The sequence below is a fragment of the Streptosporangium canum genome, from assembly GCF_900113865.1.
GTDB classification, from domain to species: Bacteria; Actinomycetota; Actinomycetes; order Streptosporangiales; family Streptosporangiaceae; genus Streptosporangium; species Streptosporangium canum.
On the sequence record NZ_FOQY01000009.1, the window covers coordinates 155,190 to 174,286 of the forward strand.

At 69.1% G+C, this 19,097-nt stretch carries 19 protein-coding genes; 13 read left to right on the plus strand and 6 right to left on the minus strand.

Annotated features, from left to right (window positions below):
* The first annotated feature begins 70 nt into the window (after positions 1–70).
* On the plus strand, positions 71–1,471 hold the full coding sequence (locus tag BM085_RS15990) for a CCA tRNA nucleotidyltransferase (RefSeq protein WP_177245121.1): 1,401 nt from the start codon (positions 71–73) through the stop codon (positions 1,469–1,471).
* Positions 1,472–1,502: 31 nt separating this feature from the next.
* Here the strand turns inward: BM085_RS15990 and BM085_RS15995 are convergent, their stop codons facing one another.
* A complete protein-coding gene (locus tag BM085_RS15995) occupies positions 1,503–2,801 on the minus strand; it encodes an MFS transporter (protein WP_093887767.1) in 1,299 nt (432 codons plus the stop codon).
* A 138-nt stretch (positions 2,802–2,939) separates the two neighbouring features.
* On the opposite strand from BM085_RS15995, the gene idi reads away from it, so the two are divergent.
* Positions 2,940–3,521: an isopentenyl-diphosphate Delta-isomerase gene (idi, locus tag BM085_RS16000; protein ID WP_093887768.1), complete on the plus strand. Its 582-nt coding sequence runs from the start codon at positions 2,940–2,942 to the stop codon at positions 3,519–3,521.
* Positions 3,522–3,660: 139 nt separating this feature from the next.
* On the opposite strand, the gene BM085_RS16005 is transcribed toward idi, so the two are convergent.
* Positions 3,661–4,740: an inositol-3-phosphate synthase gene (locus BM085_RS16005; protein WP_093887769.1), complete on the minus strand. Its 1,080-nt coding sequence runs from the start codon at positions 4,738–4,740 to the stop codon at positions 3,661–3,663.
* 27 nt (positions 4,741–4,767) lie between these two features.
* Entirely contained in the window at positions 4,768–5,442 is a 675-nt protein-coding gene (locus tag BM085_RS16010) for a PadR family transcriptional regulator (protein WP_093887770.1), read from the minus strand.
* Positions 5,443–6,204: 762 nt separating this feature from the next.
* Here BM085_RS16010 and BM085_RS16015 point away from each other — a divergent pair.
* The 3 genes from BM085_RS16015 (at position 6,205) to BM085_RS16025 (ending at position 11,205) form a co-directional block, all read left to right on the plus strand.
* The gene (locus BM085_RS16015) at positions 6,205–8,574 is read left to right on the plus strand and encodes a transglycosylase domain-containing protein (RefSeq protein WP_177245122.1); all 2,370 of its coding nucleotides are present in this window, start codon (positions 6,205–6,207) and stop codon (positions 8,572–8,574) included.
* A complete protein-coding gene (locus BM085_RS16020; protein ID WP_093887772.1) occupies positions 8,574–9,881 on the plus strand; it encodes a glycosyltransferase family 87 protein in 1,308 nt (435 codons plus the stop codon). The genes BM085_RS16015 and BM085_RS16020 overlap by 1 nt, the downstream gene beginning before the upstream one ends.
* Before the next feature lie 202 nt (positions 9,882–10,083).
* Positions 10,084–11,205, plus strand: a complete 1,122-nt coding sequence (locus BM085_RS16025; RefSeq protein ID WP_093887773.1) for a glycosyltransferase family protein — start codon at positions 10,084–10,086, stop codon at positions 11,203–11,205.
* Between the two features lie 75 nt (positions 11,206–11,280).
* Here BM085_RS16025 and BM085_RS16030 read toward each other — a convergent pair whose 3' ends face one another.
* On the minus strand, positions 11,281–12,039 hold the full coding sequence (locus BM085_RS16030) for a deoxyribonuclease IV (RefSeq protein WP_093887774.1): 759 nt from the start codon (positions 12,037–12,039) through the stop codon (positions 11,281–11,283).
* A 97-nt stretch (positions 12,040–12,136) separates the two neighbouring features.
* Here BM085_RS16030 and BM085_RS16035 point away from each other — a divergent pair, with 97 nt between their 5' ends.
* Positions 12,137–12,319 carry a hypothetical protein gene (locus tag BM085_RS16035; RefSeq protein WP_031158341.1) on the plus strand — a complete coding sequence of 61 codons (183 nt, stop codon included), beginning with the start codon at positions 12,137–12,139 and terminating at the stop codon, positions 12,317–12,319.
* A 31-nt stretch (positions 12,320–12,350) separates the two neighbouring features.
* On the opposite strand, the gene BM085_RS16040 is transcribed toward BM085_RS16035, so the two are convergent.
* Positions 12,351–12,662: a hypothetical protein gene (locus tag BM085_RS16040; protein WP_012895702.1), complete on the minus strand. Its 312-nt coding sequence runs from the start codon at positions 12,660–12,662 to the stop codon at positions 12,351–12,353.
* Between the two features lie 222 nt (positions 12,663–12,884).
* On the opposite strand from BM085_RS16040, the gene rpsF reads away from it, so the two are divergent.
* From rpsF to BM085_RS16075, 7 genes are all read left to right on the plus strand, one after another.
* Positions 12,885–13,175, plus strand: coding sequence for a 30S ribosomal protein S6 (gene rpsF / locus BM085_RS16045; protein ID WP_012895701.1), 291 nt, complete (start codon positions 12,885–12,887; stop codon positions 13,173–13,175).
* Positions 13,176–13,252: 77 nt separating this feature from the next.
* Positions 13,253–13,828 (plus strand): single-stranded DNA-binding protein, encoded by a 576-nt coding sequence (locus BM085_RS16050; protein ID WP_012895700.1) that lies wholly within the window; start codon positions 13,253–13,255, stop codon positions 13,826–13,828.
* 122 nt (positions 13,829–13,950) lie between these two features.
* Entirely contained in the window at positions 13,951–14,187 is a 237-nt protein-coding gene (rpsR, locus tag BM085_RS16055; protein WP_012895699.1) for a 30S ribosomal protein S18, read from the plus strand.
* A 13-nt stretch (positions 14,188–14,200) separates the two neighbouring features.
* Positions 14,201–14,647: a 50S ribosomal protein L9 gene (rplI, locus tag BM085_RS16060; RefSeq protein WP_012895698.1), complete on the plus strand. Its 447-nt coding sequence runs from the start codon at positions 14,201–14,203 to the stop codon at positions 14,645–14,647.
* Positions 14,648–14,779: 132 nt separating this feature from the next.
* Positions 14,780–15,640: an ABC transporter substrate-binding protein gene (locus tag BM085_RS16065; protein WP_093887775.1), complete on the plus strand. Its 861-nt coding sequence runs from the start codon at positions 14,780–14,782 to the stop codon at positions 15,638–15,640.
* Between the two features lie 91 nt (positions 15,641–15,731).
* On the plus strand, positions 15,732–16,580 hold the full coding sequence (locus BM085_RS16070; protein WP_093887776.1) for an amino acid ABC transporter permease: 849 nt from the start codon (positions 15,732–15,734) through the stop codon (positions 16,578–16,580).
* 109 nt (positions 16,581–16,689) lie between these two features.
* Entirely contained in the window at positions 16,690–17,433 is a 744-nt protein-coding gene (locus BM085_RS16075) for an amino acid ABC transporter ATP-binding protein (RefSeq protein ID WP_093887777.1), read from the plus strand.
* Between the two features lie 5 nt (positions 17,434–17,438).
* Here the strand turns inward: BM085_RS16075 and BM085_RS16080 are convergent, their stop codons facing one another.
* Positions 17,439–18,986: an APC family permease gene (locus tag BM085_RS16080; RefSeq protein WP_093887778.1), complete on the minus strand. Its 1,548-nt coding sequence runs from the start codon at positions 18,984–18,986 to the stop codon at positions 17,439–17,441.
* Positions 18,987–19,097: the final 111 nt, after the last annotated feature.

The following is a 19,097-nucleotide window of genomic DNA, read 5'->3' on the forward strand; positions in this document are numbered from 1 at the left end:
ACATGTTCCGTAACCGAAGGACCTACCCGGCTTGTCCCTTTCAAATCTGTCTGAGAGCCAGCGGCACGGCATGAGCGAGCTGTTCCGGAAGATCGCCCCCGTGGCCGACGAACTCGGCGAACTGTTCTCCGCCCGGGGATACCAGATCGCCCTGGTGGGCGGCTCCGTCCGCGACGTCCTCCTTGGCAGGATCGGCAACGACCTCGACCTGACGACCGACGCGCGCCCGGAGACGGTCCTGGAGCTGATCCGCGACTGGGCCGACTCCGTCTGGACGATCGGCATCGACTTCGGCACGGTCGGCGTGCGCAAGGGCAACTGGCTGCTGGAGATCACCACCTACCGCAGCGAGTCCTACGATCCCAAGTCGCGCAAGCCCGAAGTGGTCTACGGCGACACGCTGGAGGGCGACCTCGCCCGGCGTGACTTCGTGGTCAACGCGATGGCGCTGCGCCTGCCGTCCCGCGAGTTCGTGGACCCGCACGGCGGCCTCGACGACCTGCGCGCCAAGGTGCTGCGCACCCCCGCCCTCCCCGAACGGTCCTTCGACGACGACCCGCTGCGGATGCTCCGCGCCGCCCGGTTCGCCAGCCAGTTCGGTTTCACCGTGGACTCGGCCGCGTTCGCCGCGATGACCGCGATGGCCGAGCGGATCGAGATCGTCTCCGCCGAGCGGATCCGCGACGAGCTGAACAAGCTGATCTGCGGCGATCACCCCCGCGAGGGGCTCAAGATCCTCGTCGACTCCGGACTCGCCGCCCACGTCCTGCCCGAACTGCCCAAGCTCCGCCTGGAGATCGACGAGCACCACCGGCACAAGGACGTCTACGATCACACGCTGATCGTGCTGGAGCAGGCGATCGACCTGGAGGAGAACGGCCCCGACCGCATCCTGCGCTGGGCCGCGCTCCTGCACGACGTGGGCAAGCCCAAGACCCGCCGCCACGAGCCCGGCGGCCGGGTCTCCTTCCACCACCACGAGGTGGTCGGCGCGCAGCTCGCCAAGAAGCGGATGTCGGAGCTGAAGTTCCCCAAGGACGTGGTGGCCGACGTGTCCCGCCTGGTGGAGCTGCATCTGCGCTTCCACGGGTACGGCACCGGAGAGTGGACCGACTCGGCCGTCCGCCGCTACGTCCGCGACGGCGGGCCCCTGCTCGAACGCCTGCACAAGCTGACCCGCGCCGACTGCACCACGCGCAACAAGCGCAAGGCCCAGGCGCTGTCGCGGACCTACGACCAGCTTGAGGAGCGCATCGCCCGGCTGGCCGACGAGGAGGAGCTGGGGAAGATCCGTCCCGAGCTCGACGGCAACGAGATCCAGGCGCTCCTCGGCGTCCCCCCGGGCCCGGTCATCGGCCGCGCCTACAAGTTCCTTCTGGACATGCGCCTGGACAAGGGCGTCATCGGCAAGGAGGCGGCGGCCGACGCCCTGCGCCAGTGGGCCCACGAGAACGGCCTCTCCGCCGAGTGACGTCGCGGACGCGGCGACGACCTGGAGAGGGTCACGACGGCGATGACGACAGCGGCTCGGGCGCTCTGACCGGGGTGACCACCCGGTAGAGCGCCGCGCCGCCCAGGTATCCGGCGGTGATGATCCCCAGCACCGGCAGTGACCGGCCGTCGGCCGGCAGCAGGGCCGCGGCCAGGGCCGCGGCCAGCACGTAGGTGCCGTTGAAGAGCATGTCGTAGATCGAGAAGGCCCGGCCGAGGTAGGCGTCCTCGACGTCCCGCTGGACGCTGGTGTCCGCGCAGATCTTGATGCTCTGCCCGGCGATGCCGAGCACGAAGCCGCCGGCCGCGAAGCCCCACTGCTGGAACGGCGCGCAGAGCGCGAACGTCAGCACCCCGGCGCCGGCGAGCATGGCCTGCACCCACCGCTCGATGCCGAAGCGCTCGGTGGCCCACGGCGTGACCAGGATGGCCAGGGCGTAGCCGACCCCCGAGGTGGCGACCACGATGGAGACCGCGTTCAGCGCGTCCTCGGCGTTCTCGGCGAAGTAGTAGCGCGACAGCAGCACCAGCATCGCCGTGCACATGCCGTACACGAACCGGTGGGTGGCCATCGCCCCCATCGCGGCGGCGGCGGCCCGGTGGCGGGCGAGGTGCCGCGCGCCGTCGGTCAGGCCGCTCAGCACGTGGCGTACGGCGGCGCGGGCCTGCGGCCGGTCCGGGTCGTAGGCCGGGCCGAGCAGCTCCCTGCCCATGGTCCTGGCGATCAGCGCGCTGAGCCCGAAGACGAGGCCGGAGGCGACCAGCAGCACCGCCGTGCCCCGGTGGTCCGAGCCGAAGATCATCCGCAGCAGGTAGCCCGCGCCCACGCCCACGAAGGTCAGCACGGTGCCGGAGGTGGGGGTGACCGCGTTGGCCACCATCAGCCGGTCGGCCGGGACGACGTGCGGGAGCGAGGCGCCCAGCGCGGCGAGGAAGAAGCGGTTGACCCCGAGGACGGCGAGCGCGGCGGTGTAGAAGAGCGCGTCGGGAGCGCCGGCGGCGACGAGGGCGGCGGCCAGCAGCAGCAGCGCCCCGCGGACCAGCGGCGCGATCACCAGGATCTGCCGCCGGGACCAGCGGTCGATGAACACCCCCACGAAGGGGCCCAGGATCGAGTACGGCAGCAGCAGCACCGCCAGTCCGGCGGCGATCCCGACGGCGCTGGTGCTCTTCTCCGGGCTGAAGAAGGCGAATCCGGCCACGGCGAACTGGAAGATCCCGTCGGAGAACTGTGAGACCAGGCGGGTGCCGAACAGCCGCCGGAAGTCCCGACCTTCCAGGACCACGCGTAGATCGGATACGAATGACACGGGGTCAGCCTACGCTCGGCGGCCCCCGTGGAGACATCGGGAACATCCCTGAGATACGCGGGTGGACACTTCCACACCTTTCATGATCTAACGCTGATCAGACATGACGGGCCGACATGGTCACGTACCCTCGGTCGGGTGACGCCTCAAGAACACGTCGTGCTCGTCGACGCCGAGGGAAACGCGATCGGCACGGCCCCCAAGGCCGTGGTGCACGGTCCGGACACCCCCCTCCATCTCGCCTTCTCCAGCTACGTGTTCGACGGACAGGGCCGGGTGCTCCTCACCCGCAGGGCGTCGCACAAGCTCACCTGGCCCGGCGTGTGGACCAACAGCTGCTGCGGCCACCCGCTGCCCGGTGAGCCGATGGTGGAGGCGGTGACCCGCCGGCTCTCCCACGAGCTGGGGCTGAGCGCCGGCGGCGTCGACCTGCTGCTGCCGCGCTTCTCCTACCGGGCGGTCATGGACAGCGGGATCGTCGAGCACGAGCTCTGCCCGGTCTACCGGGTGGTCGCCGGGTCCGACGCCGCGCCCAACCCCGACGAGGTCGACGACGTGCGCTGGATGCCGTGGAAGGAGTTCGTCGACGGGGTGCTCGCCCACCGCCTGGCCGTCTCCCCGTGGTGCCGCGAGCAGCTCCCGCAACTGGTCGAGCTCGGCGCCGACCCCCTCGGCTGGCCGGTCGCCGACCCCGCCGGGCTCCCCGCCGCCGCCCGCTGACCACGGACCGGCCGACCACGGACCGGCCGGCCACGGATCATCCGAGAACAGGCCGTCGGACGCGGGCCTTCGACCACCGGCCCTCGAACGCGGAGAGCCCCCCGCCGATGGGCGGGGGGCTCTTCTCACGGTCGGGCGCTCAGCGCTCGACCTCGCCGCGGATGTACTTCTCCACGTATTCGCGAGCCTCGTCGTCGGAGTACTGCTCCGGCGGGGACTTCATGAAGTAGGAGGAGGCCGACAGGATCGGCCCGGCGATGCCCCGGTCGAGGGCGATCTTCGCGGCCCGGACCGCGTCGATGATGATGCCGGCGGAGTTGGGGGAGTCCCAGACCTCCAGCTTGTACTCCAGGTTCAGCGGGGTGTCGCCGAAGGACCTGCCCTCCAGGCGGACGTAGGCCCACTTGCGGTCGTCGAGCCACGGCACGTGGTCCGACGGGCCGATGTGCACGTCGGCCTTGCCCATCTCGTGCGGGATCTGGGAGGTGACGGACTGGGTCTTGGAGATCTTCTTGGACTGCAGGCGCTTGCGCTCCAGCATGTTCATGAAGTCCATGTTGCCGCCGAAGTTCAGCTGGTAGGTGCGGAGCAGCTCGACCCCGCGGTCCTCGAACAGCTTGGCCATCACACGGTGCGTGATCGTCGCGCCGACCTGGGACTTGATGTCGTCGCCGATGATCGGGACGCCGGCGTCGGTGAACTTCTGGGCCCACACCGGGTCGGAGGCGATGAACACCGGCAGCGCGTTGACGAACGCGACCTTGGCGTCGAGGGCGCACTGGGCGTAGAAGCGGTCGGCCTCCTCCGACCCGACGGGCAGGTAGGAGACCAGGACGTCGACCTTGTTGTCCTTGAGGACCTGCACGACGTCGGCCGGGGCCTCGTCCGACTCCTCGATCATGTCCCGGTAGAACTCGCCGAGGCCGTCGAAGGTGTGGCCGCGCTGCACGGTCACACCCAGCGGCGGCACGTCGCAGATCTTGATGGTGTTGTTCTCCGAGGCCACGATCGCCTCGGACAGGTCACGCCCGACCTTCTTGGCGTCGACGTCGAAAGCCGCGACGAACTCGACGTCACCGACGTGGTAGTCGCCGAACTTGACGTGCATCAGGCCCGGCACCCGGGTGCCGGGGTCGGCGTCCCGGTAGTAGTGCACGCCCTGCACGAGCGACGTGGCACAGTTGCCTACACCGACAATGGCTACGCGCACCGAACCCATGGCACTCGCTCCCCTTGTTCTGAGTGGTCATTTGTCTTCCGGGACGGCATGCCGTCCCGTGTTATCTGCTCCGGGCGCGGTCGCCCGGGATGTTCCTTCTTGCGTGGACTGCCGCTCTTCGTCGGCTGAGGAGCTCCGTCGCTCGGTGGCGATCAGCTCATTCAACCAGCGCACTTCGCGTTCGACCGACTCCAGACCGTGACGCTGCAGTTCGAGGGTGTAGCTGTCGAGCCGTTCCCGCGTGCGGGCGAGAGCCGTCCGGACGCCGTCGAGGCGTTCTTCCAGCCGGCTGCGGCGTCCTTCGAGGATGCGCAGGCGCACCTCGGCCTCGGTATGCCTGAAGAAGGCGAAATGGACGCCGAAGCTCTCGTCCTCCCAGGCGGACGGACCTGCCTGGGTGAGCAACTCCTGGAGCCGCTCCTTACCCTCCGCGGTCAGCTTGTAGACGATCTTCGACCGGCGGCCGGTGAGCGTTATGGGGCTCTCGGCCGGGGCAGAGGCCGTGTCGGACGCGCTGTCCTCCACGATGAGCCCGTCGGTCAGCAGCTGGCGGAGGCAGGGGTAGAGCGAACCGTAGGAGAACGCCCGGAACATGCCGAGCAGAGCGTTGAGCCGTTTGCGCAGCTCATAGCCGTGTAGCGGGGTCTCGTGCAGCGACCCGAGCACGGCGAGCTCCAGCACGCCACCGCGTCCACTGGCCACTGGAAACCACCACCTCTCGCGTCGATGTATCGAGCCGATACATCTTGAGGATACGTCGAACCAACATATCTCTGCAATTAACGACTTTCCCAAGAGGTTGGGCGCAAACAGTAAAAAGCCGTAGTGTGACGCCTATGTGGTCGCAGCGGGCGGTAGTGGGCGGTGGCCCCCGCATGCTCGGGACCGCCTTCCAATACGGGGAATCCCGCGCTCGCGCGGGAGAGGTCTGCCAAGGTTGTTCTCGGAACCACCCGCCGGTCTCGTACGTCCTCGGGATTGGAGATCCACCCGAAGAAGTCGGCTACCAGTCAGCCAAGGCGACGAGATCTTCCGTGATCTGGAGGTAATCTCCCCGCCAGCACGCCGCCGTAGACCCCGATGACCGAACGAGGACGCGTGAGTAACAGCTACAGCCATGACCCGGAGCCGGACGGACGCCAGCAGCGCCCGGACGCATCGGCTCCCCAGGGACGGCGCCGTCGCTCAAGCCCAGGCGCCGCTCCCCGTGCAGTTCCCCCGTCCCAGCCCTCCCAAACCGGTGACGCGGCCTGGAGTACGCCCCAGGCACAGGGACGGTCGCAGGGCGTAGGACCCGATCCTCGGGACTTCGGACGGGCGCCGCAGGGCGCGGGGCGTGACCCCCGGGAGACCGGACGGGCGCCGCAGGGCGCCGGGTACGGTCCCGGGGAGAGCGGGACGCGCCAGCCCGCCCCCGCCGCCGCCGGCCGCCGTCCCGAGGCCGCCTTCGAGGACACCCAGGCCATGCTCGCCGCCCAGGCGAGGAGCGAGCGCTCCCCGGACTCCGGTCCCGGTGGGCGGAGCAGGCGTGGCCGGGCCGGGCGCGCCGTCGCGGCGGAGGACACCGTGATCTCCGGCGGACCCGGCGGTCCCGGAGGACGCGGCGGACGCGGACCGGGCGGACCCGGCGACGGGGACGGGGACGACGAGCCCGGCAGCCGGGGATGGAAGCGTTTCGTCCCGGGCTGGAAGATCGTGCTGGCGAGCTTCACGGTCATCACCGCGGGCGTCTTCGGCATGATCGCGGTCGGCTACGCCAACACGCCCGACCCCTCGGCCATGGACCGGCAGGCCAGCGTGGACGACCAGGGCAGCGTCATCTACTACAGCGACAAGACCCCGCTCGCCCGCCTCGGCGTCAAACGGACGATAGTGACGATCGACAAGATCCCGCGGCACGTCCAGGACGCGGTGATCGCCGCGGAGAACCGCAGCTTCCGCGAGGACAACGGCATCGACTTCAAGGGCATGGCCAGGTCGCTGTGGAGCACCGTGAGCGGCGAGCAGGTCCAGGGCGCCTCGACCATCACCCAGCAGATGGCCCGTAACTACTACGACGGCCTCAGCCAGGAGCGGTCGATCCAGCGGAAGGTCAAGGAGATCTTCGTCGCGATCAAGCTGGACAAGGAGCTCGGCAAAGAGGACATCCTGACCCAGTATCTCAACACCATCTACTTCGGACGGGGCGCCCACGGCATCCAGGCCGCGGCGCAGGCGTTCTTCAACAAGGACGTCGACGAGCTGACCCCGGAGATGGCCGCCTACCTCGCCGGCCGCATCCAGAACCCCGACGCGTTCGACCGCGCCGAGAACGCCAAGAATCTGGCCCCCACCCAGGGGCGCTACGACTACGTGATCAAGGGCATGGCCCTGATCGACCCGGCCAAGTACGGCTCGCTGCCCGCCAAGTCCCCCACGGCCCCCAAGCGGATCGCCGTCCGCAACAAGGACTACTACGCGGGCATCAAGGGATACATGATCACCGAGGTGCTCCGGGAGCTCAAGCGCAAGGGCATCAGCCAGGAGGACGTCGAGCGGGGCGGCTACAAGATCTACTCCACGTTCGACAAGCGCCTGATGCTCGCGGCCAAGAAGGCCGTCCAGGAGAACACCTCCGGCCTCTCCAAGGAGATCCACACCAGCCTCGCGGCCGTGGACCCCCGCAACGGGCGGGTCATCGCCTTCTACGGGGGGCCCAACTTCCTCAAGCGCGAGTGGAACGACGCGTTCATGTCCGAGAAGCAGGCGGCGTCGGCGTTCAAGCCCTACGTGCTGGCCGCCTGGCTGGAGGCCGGCAACAGCCTCAACAGCTACCTGCTGGGCAAGGGCCCGATCAAGGCGCCGGGCACCAACGACATCAAGAACTCCCACGACATCGCCGGCGGCTCGGTCAACACCATCAGGGCCACCGCCGAGTCCGTCAACACGGCGTTCGTGCAGATGGGCATGGAGGTCGGCCTGGAGGAGGTCGTCAAGATCGCGTCCGGGGCGGGCATCAACGAGAACAACCTCCAGAAGTCCGTGAAGGACCACGCCTTCGCCCTCACCATCGGCTCCGGCCCGGTCACCCCGGTCCAGCAGGCCGGCGGCTACTCGATCTTCGCCAACGAGGGCAAGCACTTCGAGAACCACGTCGTGATCAAGGTCGTCGACCGTGAAAAGACGGTGGTCCTCCCGGAGACCACCCAGCACACCCAGGTCATCAGCCCCGACAGCGCGGCCGACGCCATCGTCGCGCTGGAGCAGGTCGTCAAGGACCCCCGGGGCACCGGCAGGGCCGCGGCCCTGCCCGACCGGCCGGTGGCGGGCAAGACCGGCACCAACGACGAGAACAAGGAGGCGTGGTTCGTCGGGTTCACCCCGCAGCTGTCCACCGCCGTCGGCATGTACCGGCAGCAGGAGAAGACGAACCGCGAGATCTCGCTGGGCGACATCGAGGGCGCCACGTATCCCACCCGGGTGTGGCACGCCTTCATGGCGGAGGCGATGAAGGGCAAGGAGGTCATCCCCTTCCCGCCGCGCGCCAACGTCGGCACGGACAACAACATCGTCCCCAAGCCCACCCCGACGCCGACCCCGTCGCCCACGCCGGACCCGTTCGACACCGACGGGCCCGGTGACGACGGCCTGCCCGAAGACCTCGGGGACCAGCAGCCCCTGCCTGACGACCAGGGCTGCCTGCCCGGCGACATCACCTGTGACTCCACCGGGGACGACACCGGCTTCCCGGACGAGAACGGCGGCGGCGACGGCGGCGGTGACATCGGCAACGGCGGCGCCCCCGCCGCGGTCGCGCCCGATCCCAGGGCCAGACCGTCCGGGCAGCGCCCCTGATGAAGAGCCTCCAGTCGCCGCTGAACACGGTGTCCGGACTCGGGGCGCGCGCGGTCCCGTACATCCCCCTGGCCCTGTTCGCGGGGCTGGGGGCGCTGCTGTCCTACCTGTGGAAGTGGCCCTGCCGCTTCGGCGGGGCGTGGAACCACGGGACCCTGCAGTTCACGAACTTCTGTTACACCGACATCTATCCGCTGTGGTGGAACGAGAAGCTCAACGAGGGCAAGGTCCCCTACTTCGACTACCCGGTCGAATACCCCGTCGGCATCGGCGGGATCATGGAGTTCTTCCGCCGCATCGTCACGCCCATGAGCGACCCCGGGACGGCGTTCTACGACCTGACCGTGATCCTCATGGCCCTCTGCCTGGTCGTCGGCGTGCTGCTGATGGCCGCGCTGGCCGGACCGGTCCGGCGCTGGGACGCGCTCTGGTACGCCCTCGCCCCCGCGCTGATCCTCACCGCCTACATCAACTGGGATCTGGCCGCCAACGCCCTGTCGCTGGGCGCGCTGCTGGCCTGGGCCAAGCGGCGGCAGTGGCTGGCGGGCGTCCTGCTCGGCCTGGCGATCGCCACGAAGTTCTACCCGCTGATGTTCCTGGGCCCGCTGTTCCTGCTGACGCTGCGCACCGGCAAATGGGTGCCGTTCCTCAAGACGGTCGGCGGCGCGGCCGGGATCTGGATCGTCGTCAACGTGCCGATCATGCTGACCGCCTTCGACGGCTGGAAGCGGTTCTACGTCTTCAGCCAGGAGCGCCGGGCCGACTGGGGCTCGATCTGGTACTTCTTCAACCAGAAGCAGTGGCCGATCCTCGGCGACGCCGACCGGCTCGACACGCTCGGCGTCCTCTCGCTGGGCGTCTTCTGCCTGGCGATCGCGGTGCTCACGGTGACCGCCCGGACCCGGCCCCGGCTGATGCAGCTGTCCTTCCTCACCCTGGCCGCGTTCATGCTGACCAACAAGGTGTGGTCGCCGCAGTACGTGCTCTGGCTGATCCCCTTCGCGGTGCTGGCCCGGCCCAACTGGAAGGCGATCGCGCTCTGGCAGGTCGCCGAGTGCTGGTACTTCTTCGCGATCTGGCTCTACCTGGTCGGCCTCCAGCCCGGCAACGAGGCGCTGGGCATCTCCGGCGACACCTACTTCACCGCCGTGTGGGGCCGGGCGATCACCATTCTGATCATGATGGCCCTCGTCGTGCGCGACATCCTCAAGCCGGACAAGGACGTGATCCGGCAGACCGGGACCGACGACCAGGTCGGCGGCGTCTTCGACGAGGCCCCCGACCGGTTCCGCGTCGCGCTCTCCTGACCCCCGGCCGGTCTCCGGCCACGGCCCCCGGCCGGTCTCCCCGGCCCCACGGATCCGGTACGGCACGCCGTACCGGATCCGTGCTGTCCGGAGGGGGCGGTCGTCCGGCGGCGGTCTGCCGGAAGTGGTCTGCCGGAAGTGGTCAACGTCATGACCTCCCCGGCTGGCCGCAAGACATGATGATCCGCCACAATTCCACCGTATGACCACCCCCCTGGAACCTCCGCGCGACACCGCGATGGAGGCGTTGACGCTCTGGCTGAGTTCCCGGTTGGGAATCGTCGTCCTCGCGGTCGTGGGGGCCGGGGCCATGTCGGGGGGAGATACCGTTGCGCCGTTCCTGGAGCGCTGGAAGCACTGGGACACCCAGCTCCTCATCACCATCGCCGAGCACGGCTACGGCGGCGACCCCGCCGCCGCCGAACCGGACAAGGGGCTGCCCGCGTTCTTCCCCGGCATGCCGCTGACGCTCCGCGCGGTGCACACGTTCGTGGGCGACTGGACGCTCGCCGGGCTGCTCATCTCCTTCGTGGCGGGCGCCGTCGCGATGGTGGCGCTGGCCAGGCTCGCCGAGTTCGAGGGGCCGCCGGGAGCCGGGTGGCGCGCGGTGCTGGCGCTGCTGCTCTGGCCCATGTCGGTGTTCCTGTTCACCGGCTACAGCGAGGCGCTGTTCCTGGCCTTCGCGATCCCGGCCTGGCTGGCGGCACGCCGGGGCCACTGGCCACTGGCCGCCGGTCTCGCGGCGGGGGCCTCCTGCATGCGGATCACCGGTCTGTTCCTCGCCCTCGCCCTGATCGTGGAGTTCTTCACCCGGCGGCAGGCCGTACGGCAGGCGGCGTGGCTGGTGCTGCCGTTCGTGCCGCTGGTGCTCTACTCCGCCTACCACTACAGCCGCAGCGGTGACTGGCTGGCGTGGAAGCACGCCCAGGAGGCCGGGTGGGGACGGCACATGGTGTGGCCGTGGGAGTCGCTGATCACGACGTGGAACTCGGCCATGGGGGAGGGACGGTTCGCCTGGGCGTTCCGGCTGGAGATCGCCGGGGCGGTCGTCGGGGTCGGGCTCGTGCTGGTCCTGCTCTACCTGCGGCGGTGGAGCGAGTTCGTCTACGTGGGCCTTCAGGTGGGCGCCCTGGTCTGCTCCGCCTACTACCTGTCGATCCCACGCTCGGCGCTGCTGTGGTGGCCGCTGTTCCTGCTCATCGCGCGGGCGGGCACCCCGGGCGCGCGCTGGAGACAGTGGGTGATCCTCGTCTACGCGCTGGTGGTCGGCCCGTTGATGGTGCTCAACACGCTGACTTTCATGGATGGTGCCTGGGTGGGGTGACTCTCCTTACCCATTCTTGGCGCGGAGTAATCCAGAAAAGTTGTCCACAGGCTGGGGATCAAGCGTTCTTGCTGATCAGAGGCTCTTTCTGAGGAGAGAGATGTCCTCGGCCTGGCCCTCGAACGGTGTCTCCACCACGATCGGGGCCCCAGCGCTGCGGCAGATCGAGAGGATCAGCTCGGTGTCGATCTGACCCGCGCCGAGGTTGGCGTGCCGGTCGGCGCCGGATCCCGCGGCGTCGCGCGAGTCGTTGCAGTGGATCAGGTCGATCCGGCCGGTGATGGCCATGATCCGCTCGACCACGTCGGCCAGCTCCTCGCCGGCCGCGTGCGCGTGGCAGGTGTCCAGGCAGAAGCCCACGTCGAAGCCGTCGAGGGCGTCCCACAGCCGGGCGATGCGCTCCAGCCTGCGGGCCATCGCGTTGCCGCCGCCCGCGGTGTTCTCGATGAGCACCGGGACCTCGTGCTCCTCCAGCCGCTCGAACACCTTGCGCCAGTTGTCGAAGCCCTTCTGCGGGTCGTCGCCGGCGCCGACGTGGCCGCCGTGGACGATCAGGCCCTTGGCGCCCAGCTCGGCCGCCGCGGCGAGGTTCGAGCCCAGCAGCTTGCGGCTGGGGATGCGGATCCGGTTGTTGGCGGTGGCCACGTTGATCACGTAGGGCGCGTGGATGTAGACGTCCACGTCGGAGTCCCTGATCTCCCGGGTCTTGTCGCCGATGACCGGGCCCTTCCAGCCCTGGGGATCGCCGAGGAAGAACTGCGCGACCTCGGCGTCGCGCGCCCTGGCGTGGGCCAGCGGGTCGTCCTGGTCGACATGGGCTCCGATACGCGGCATGTGTTCGAGCCTAGCCGTTTCGGGCCGCCTTTCACGGGCAGTCGCACGGCGCGCCCCGATGCCCGCTCCCCCCGCGGGCCGAACGCAAGGAGTCGAAGTGGCTTACTACCGCAGAGGGATCAGCCTGATCGGCCTGATCTACATCCTGGTCGGCCTCTACGTGGCCTGGGTCTACGACTACATCACCCCCAAGCTCCTGAAGGACGTCGCCGAGGCACTGCTGGCGGTCTTCCTGTGGTTCCTCGTCCTGCTCGGCGTGGACCTGCGGCTGGGCGGTTAGCCGCCGGGCGCGGCCTTCGGCGGTCGGGGCTCTACGGGTAGAAACCGCCGTGGTAGATGCCGAAGGCCACGCCCACGAACGAGGCCACGATGCCCACGATGTTCAGCGAGCGCTCGGCCGTCGTCGCCGAGACGTACTGCGAGTAGAAACCCCCGACGAACCCCACCGTCCCCAGCCACGCCCCGATCGCGTGCGCGCCGGGGAAGAACGCGGACACGAAGGCGATCAGCCCGCAGGCGAGCGTGACGACACTCAGGACGTTTTCGACGGGGTGCCGTCGCCCGTCGCTGTTCAGTCGCAGCCGGGACGGCCGGCCCCCGGTGGAACGAAACACGTGCGGCATGGCTCACCACCCCCCGTCCTCCCATGGTAGGGAGGTGCCCGGCGAGGTGACGGCCCAACCCTTGACCGGCTGGTAGGCTGGCACGGCTACGTTTCATGGGCGTGTTATGACCCGCCCTCCGCCATGGCCGCCGAAATGGGCGACCGCGGTGCAGACGTCAGCGTCCTCCTGTCACGGCACGGTGTCGTGACCGCAAGAGTCCAGAGGAGGTTGGAAGCCAGCATGCGTCGTTACGAGATGATGGTCATTCTCGACCCTTCGCTCGATGAGCGTACGGTGGCCCCTTCCCTCGACCAGTTCCTCACTGTCGTCCGCAATGACGGCGGCAGCGTGGAGAAGGTCGACGTGTGGGGTCGTCGTCGGCTGTCCTACGACATCGACAAGAAGCCCGAGGGCATCTACGCCGTCATCGACCTGACCGCTGAGCCCGCCACGGTCAAGGAGCTCGACCGGCAGATGAACCTCAACGAGGGCATCCTGCGGACCAAGGTCCTCCGTCCGGACGTGCACTAACCCCCGGCATTTTGTCGGGCGGCAGCCGTACTCTGAGCCGATAACCAGCTAAGGCCGCAGGAAGGGCAGCGCTAGCCATGGCAGCAGGCGACACCACCATCACCATCGTCGGCAACCTCGTCGACGATCCGGAGTTGCGGTTCACCCCTACGGGGCAGGCTGTGGCCCGGTTCCGCATCGCATCCACTCCGCGGTTTCTGGACAAGACGACCAACGAGTGGAAAGACGGCGAAGGCCTCTTCCTGACCTGCAACGTCTGGCGGCAGGCGGCGGAGAACGTCGCCGAGAGCCTCCAGCGCGGCATGCGGGTCATCGTTCAGGGACGGCTCCGCCAGCGGTCTTACGAGACCAAGGAAGGCGAGAAGCGCACCGTCTACGAGGTCGAGGTCGACGAGGTCGGCCCCTCCCTGAAGAACGCGACCGCCAAGGTCAACAAGACGGCCCGTCAGGGCGGCGGTGGCGGCGGCTTCGGCGGCGGCCCGGCCAACGACCCGTGGGCCTCCGCGGCGCCCGCCGCCCCCCAGGGCGGCGGCTTCGGCGGCGGTAACAACTACGGCGGCGGTGGCGGTGGCGGCGGCAACTTCGGTGGCGGCCAGCAGCAGGGTGGCGGCAACTTCGGTGGCGGCGACTTCAGCGACGAACCGCCCTTCTAGGTCGATCCTTCCAGGTCGGTACGGCCGTCCTCCGGGACGGCCGGAGATCGCATCCTGAAATCCAGTCCATATCCGCAGCGACCATTCCCGCCTCGCGGCGGGGCTCTGAAAGGAGCACCACGATGGCCAAGCCGGCACTGCGCAAGCCTAAGAAGAAGGTTTGCCTGTTCTGCCATGACAAGATCTCCTACGTCGACTACAAGGACACGGCGCTGCTTCGGAAGTTCATCTCCGACCGCGGCAAGATCCGTGCCCGCCGGGTGACGGGCAACTGCACCCAGCACCAGCGTGACGTGGCGACCGCTATCAAGAACGCTCGTGAGATGGCGCTCCTGCCGTACATGAGCACCGCGCGCTAAGGAGGTCGGACAGATGAAGCTCATTCTCACCAGTGAGGTCACCGGCCTCGGCGCCCCCGGCGACATCGTCGAGGTCAAGAGCGGCTACGGCCGCAACTACCTGCTCCCCCGTGGCTTCGCGATCCTGTGGACGCGCGGCGGCGAGAAGCAGATCTCCTCGATCAAGAAGGCTCGCGACGCCCGCGAGATCCGCGACCTGGGCACCGCCCAGGAGGTCGCGGGTCAGCTCAAGTCCCTGAAGGTGGTCCTGAAGACGAAGGCCGGCGACTCCGGCCGTCTCTTCGGCTCCATCACCACGGGCGACGTCGCCGACGCCGTCAAGGCCGCCGGCGGCCCCCTGCTCGACCGCCGTCGCATCGAGATCGCGCCCGCGATCAAGAGCCTCGGCTCCCACCGGGTCAGCGTCAAGCTGCACCCGGAGGTCTCCGCGGCCCTCGACATCGAGGTCGTCGCGGCCTGACCGGTCACGCATCATGAGGGCTCTTCCCCGTCCGCGGGGAAGAGCCCTCATCCGTATGGCGAGACGATGTCACCCGGGGTCACCGCACATACGTAGAATTCGTGAGTCGTTGCTTGATTCTGGAGGTTTGTCATGATCCGTCCTTCGATGCTGCTCGCGCTCGGCGCCCTCGCGGTGGCCGCCGTAGCATGTGCGCCGGCCTCGGAAACGGCGGTTCAGGCAGCCCCCTCCGCCCCGGCCACCTGCGCCAAGGACCAGCTCACGCTGAAGACCCCGGGCAAGCTGACCATCGGCACCGACAAGCCCGCCTACGAGCCGTGGTTCAAGGACGACGACCCGGCCAACGGCAAGGGCTTCGAGAGCGCGGTGGCCCATGCCGTCGCCAAGCAGCTCGGCTTCGAGAGCGGTGAGGTGGCCTGGGCCACGGTGAAGTTCGACACCGCGTTCGCCCCCGGCGCCAAGCAGTTCGACTTCGACCTCAACCAGGTCTCCGTGACGCCTGACCGGGCCAAGGTCGTCGACTTCAGCAAGGGCTACTACACGGTCAAGCAGGCCGTGGTCGCGCTGGACGGCTCCAAGGTCGCCTCCGCGACGGACCTGGCCGCCCTCAAGGACGCCAAGATCGGCGTGCAGGTCGGCACCACCTCGCTGCAGGCGGTCAAGGACGTCATCAAGCCGGCGGCCGAGCCGAACGTCTACAACGAGCAGATCGACGCGGTGAACGCGCTGAAGAACAAGCAGGTCGACGCGGTGGTGGTGGACCTGCCCACCGCCTTCTACGTGACCGCCGCCCAGGTCGAGAACTCCAAGATCGTCGGCCAGTTCGGCGCCGCCTCCGGCACGCCCGAGGTCTTCGGCGCGGTCTTCGAGAAGGGCAGCCCGCTGGTCGGCTGCGTGAACGAGGCGATCGACAAGCTGACCTCCTCCGGCGAGCTCGCCAAGATCGAGACCGAATGGCTCGGCTCGGCCGCGGGTGCTCCGGAGCTGAAGTGACCGGGACGGCCTCACCGGGCACCGGCATGTCTGCGGCGCGGGCGGCGTCCCGCGGACGGGACGCCCGCACCCGGCGGACAGCGGTGATCGTGTGACGGCCCAGACGGCCTGGGTGAAGAGCGAGCGGCAGGCGGAGCGGGAGCGACTCCGCAGGAAGAGGTCGATCCGGTCGAGTTCGATCGCGACCACCTCGACGGTCCTGCTGATCGTCCTGCTCGTCTGGGTCTTCACCAACTCGCCCGGCTGGCCCCGGGTCCAGGAGACGTTCTTCAACCCCGAGCAGTTCGTGAAGGCGCTGCCGGACGTGCTGAGCGGCTTCCTGCTCAACATCAAGATCTTCCTGATCGCCGAGCCGCTGATCCTGATCGTGGGCCTGCTGGTGGCGCTGGCGCGCAACCTCAAGGCGCCGGCGTTCTTCCCGCTGCGTGCCCTCGCGGTGGCCTACACCGACGTCTTCCGCGGCGTGCCCACGATCCTGGTCATCTACCTCGTCGGCTTCGGCCTGCCCGCGCTCGGCCTGCAGGGCATGCCGACGGATCTGGCGACGCTGGGTGTCATCGCGCTCACCCTGTCCTACGGGGCGTACGTGGCGGAGGTGTTCCGGGCGGGCATCGACTCGGTGCATCCGAGCCAGTGGGCGGCGGCCCGCTCCCTCGGGCTGAGCCACGGCAGGACCATGCGGTACGTGGTGGTGCCGCAGGCCGCGCGCCGGGTGGTGCCGCCACTGCTCAACGACTTCGTCTCGTTGCAGAAGGACACCGCGCTGGTCGCCACGATCGGCCCGCTGGAGGCTCTGCGGCAGGCGCAGATCCACGCCGCCAGCACCTTCAACTACACGCCCTATCTGGCGGCGGCGCTGCTGTTCATCCTGCTCACCATCCCCATGGCCCGCTTCACCGACTACCTGGCGGCCCGGTCGCAGCGGCGGCGGGGCCAGTGAGCGCGCGCACCGGGCGGGCCGGTGGTCGCGGCGGCGGGTACGGCGGGCGGGCCGGCGGGTACGGCGGCCCCGGCTCACGGCCCGGCGAGCCGCCAGTCGAGGAGAACCCATGAGCCTGCTGAGCATCGAGGGCGTCTGGAAGAACTACCACGGCAGCAGCGTGCTGCGCGGAGTCGACCTGTCGGTCGAGGCGCACGAGGTGGTCTGCCTGATCGGCGCCTCCGGCTCGGGCAAGTCCACACTGCTGCGCTGCGTGAACCTGCTGGAGACCGTGGACGACGGTGTGATCTACCTGGACGGCGACGAGATCACCGACGTCCGGGTCGACGTCGACCAGGCGCGCAGGCGCATGGGCATCGTGTTCCAGGCCTTCAACCTCTTCCCGCACATGACCGTGCTGGACAACATCACGCTGGCCCCGCGCAAGGTGCACAAGGTCGGCCGGGGGCAGGCCGAGGAGGAGGCCCGCGAGCTGCTGGCCAGGTTCGGCCTGGCGGACAAGGCCGGCGCCTACCCCGACCGGCTCTCCGGCGGCCAGCAGCAGCGCGTCGCCATCATCCGGGCCCTCGCCACCCGGCCCAGCCTGATGCTGCTGGACGAGGTCACCTCGGCGCTGGACCCGGCGCTGGTCAAGGAGGTGCTTGAGATCATCCGGGAGCTCAAGGCGGGCGGGATGACCATGATCCTGACCACCCACGAGATGGGCTTCTGCCGGGAGATCGCGGACACCGTCTGCTTCCTGGACGGCGGCGTGCTCCTGGAGCGCGGCACCCCCGAGCAGATCTTCACCGATCCCCGGGAGCCCCGGACCCGGGAGTTCCTGCGGAGCGTGCTCGACAGCCGGCGGCTGTAGGGGCCTCAGCGGCGGTGCCGGCCGCGGCCCTCGACGCCGCGGCTCTCGGCGCCGAGGGGGGCGGCCGCCGGCCGGGCTCCGGCGAGCACGCTGTTGCGCCTGCCGTACAGCAGGTAGACCAGCACGCCGAAGGCCATCCAGGCGGCGAAGTACAGCCAGGTGATGACCTCCAGGTTCACCAGCAGCCACAGGCAGGCGAGGATCGAGGCGATCGGCACGCCGGGGGAGAGCGGGACCCGGAAGCCCCGGGGCAGGTCCGGCATCGTCCGCCGCATCCTGATCACCCCGCCGGCCACGGCGATGAAGACGAACAGGGTGCCGATCACCACCAGCGGTTCGAGCGTCAGCACCGGTACGAACTCGGCCAGCAGGATCGCCACCCCGCCGATGAGCAGAGTGACCCGGGTCGGGCTGTGGTAGGTCCGGTTGATCTTGGCCAGCGAGCGGGGGAACAGCCCGTCGCGGGCCAGGGCGAACATCACCCGGGTCAGGCCGACGAGCAGCACCAGGACGACCGTGGTGAGACCGAGGACCGCGCCGATGTTGATGATGTGCGCCATGAAGCCCTCCTCCGCCTGGCGGAAGGCGTTGGCGAGCGGAGCCTTGGAGCTCATCTTGTCGTAGGGGGTCATGCCGACCATCACCAGCGCGACCGCGATGTAGATGATCGTGGTGATCACCAGGCTGCGGATGATGCCCTTCGGGATCGACCGGGGGGCGTCCTCGGCCTCCTCGGCCGCGGTGGCCACGATGTCGAACCCGATGTAGGCGAAGGTGATGACCGCCGAGGCGGCGAAGATGCCGAACCAGCCGAACGCGCCCGTCTGGCCGAACAGGACGCCGAGCAGCGGGGAGTGCAGGGTGTCGTCGGCGGTCCCGGCGGGGGTCGCCGGGACGGGGATGGTGGAGAGGTTCCGCTGGTCGAAGTGGGTGGCGCCGACCACGATGACCGCGCCGACGGCCAGCAGCTTGGCGACCACGATGATCCACAGGGTGCGCAGGCCGACCCGGGCGCCCAGCGCCACCACGGCCGTCAGCACCACCAGGATGAACAGCGCGAACAGGTCGAACCCCTCGGCCTGGCCGGTGATCTTCGCCAGGAGGTCCGGGAGGCGCACGCCGAGGTCGGCGAGCATCTGGGCGGCGTAGAGGGACCAGGCGCGGGCCACCACCGCGGTGGCGAGCAGCAGCTCCATCACCAGCGCCCAGCCGACGAGCCAGGCCCACACCTCGCCGAAGATGACGTAGGTGAAGGTGTAGGCGCTGCCCGAGGTCGGCATGGCCGACGACAGCTCGGCGAAGCAGAAGGCCACGAGCAGGCTGGTGATTCCGGCGATCATGAAGGAGAGGATCACGCCGGGGCCGGCCATGGTGGCCGCCTGCCGGCCGGCGACGCTGAAGATGCCCGCACCGATCATGACGCCGACGCCCAGGACGACGAGGTCCGTACGGCCGTAGGCCTTGGGGAGACCGTGGCGCGCGCCGGTCCAGCGGTTCGTGACCTCGGTGGGTGGAAGGCGGCGTAAGATCGATAAAGACGTACCTTCGGGCACGGCGCGACCCAATCATTATGGGTGGAACACCTTCATAGCGGACGTGTTCACAGTGCCGCAGGGGGTTGCGTCGTACAAGAGGTAGCCGGTCACGTGGTGGACACCGCCAGA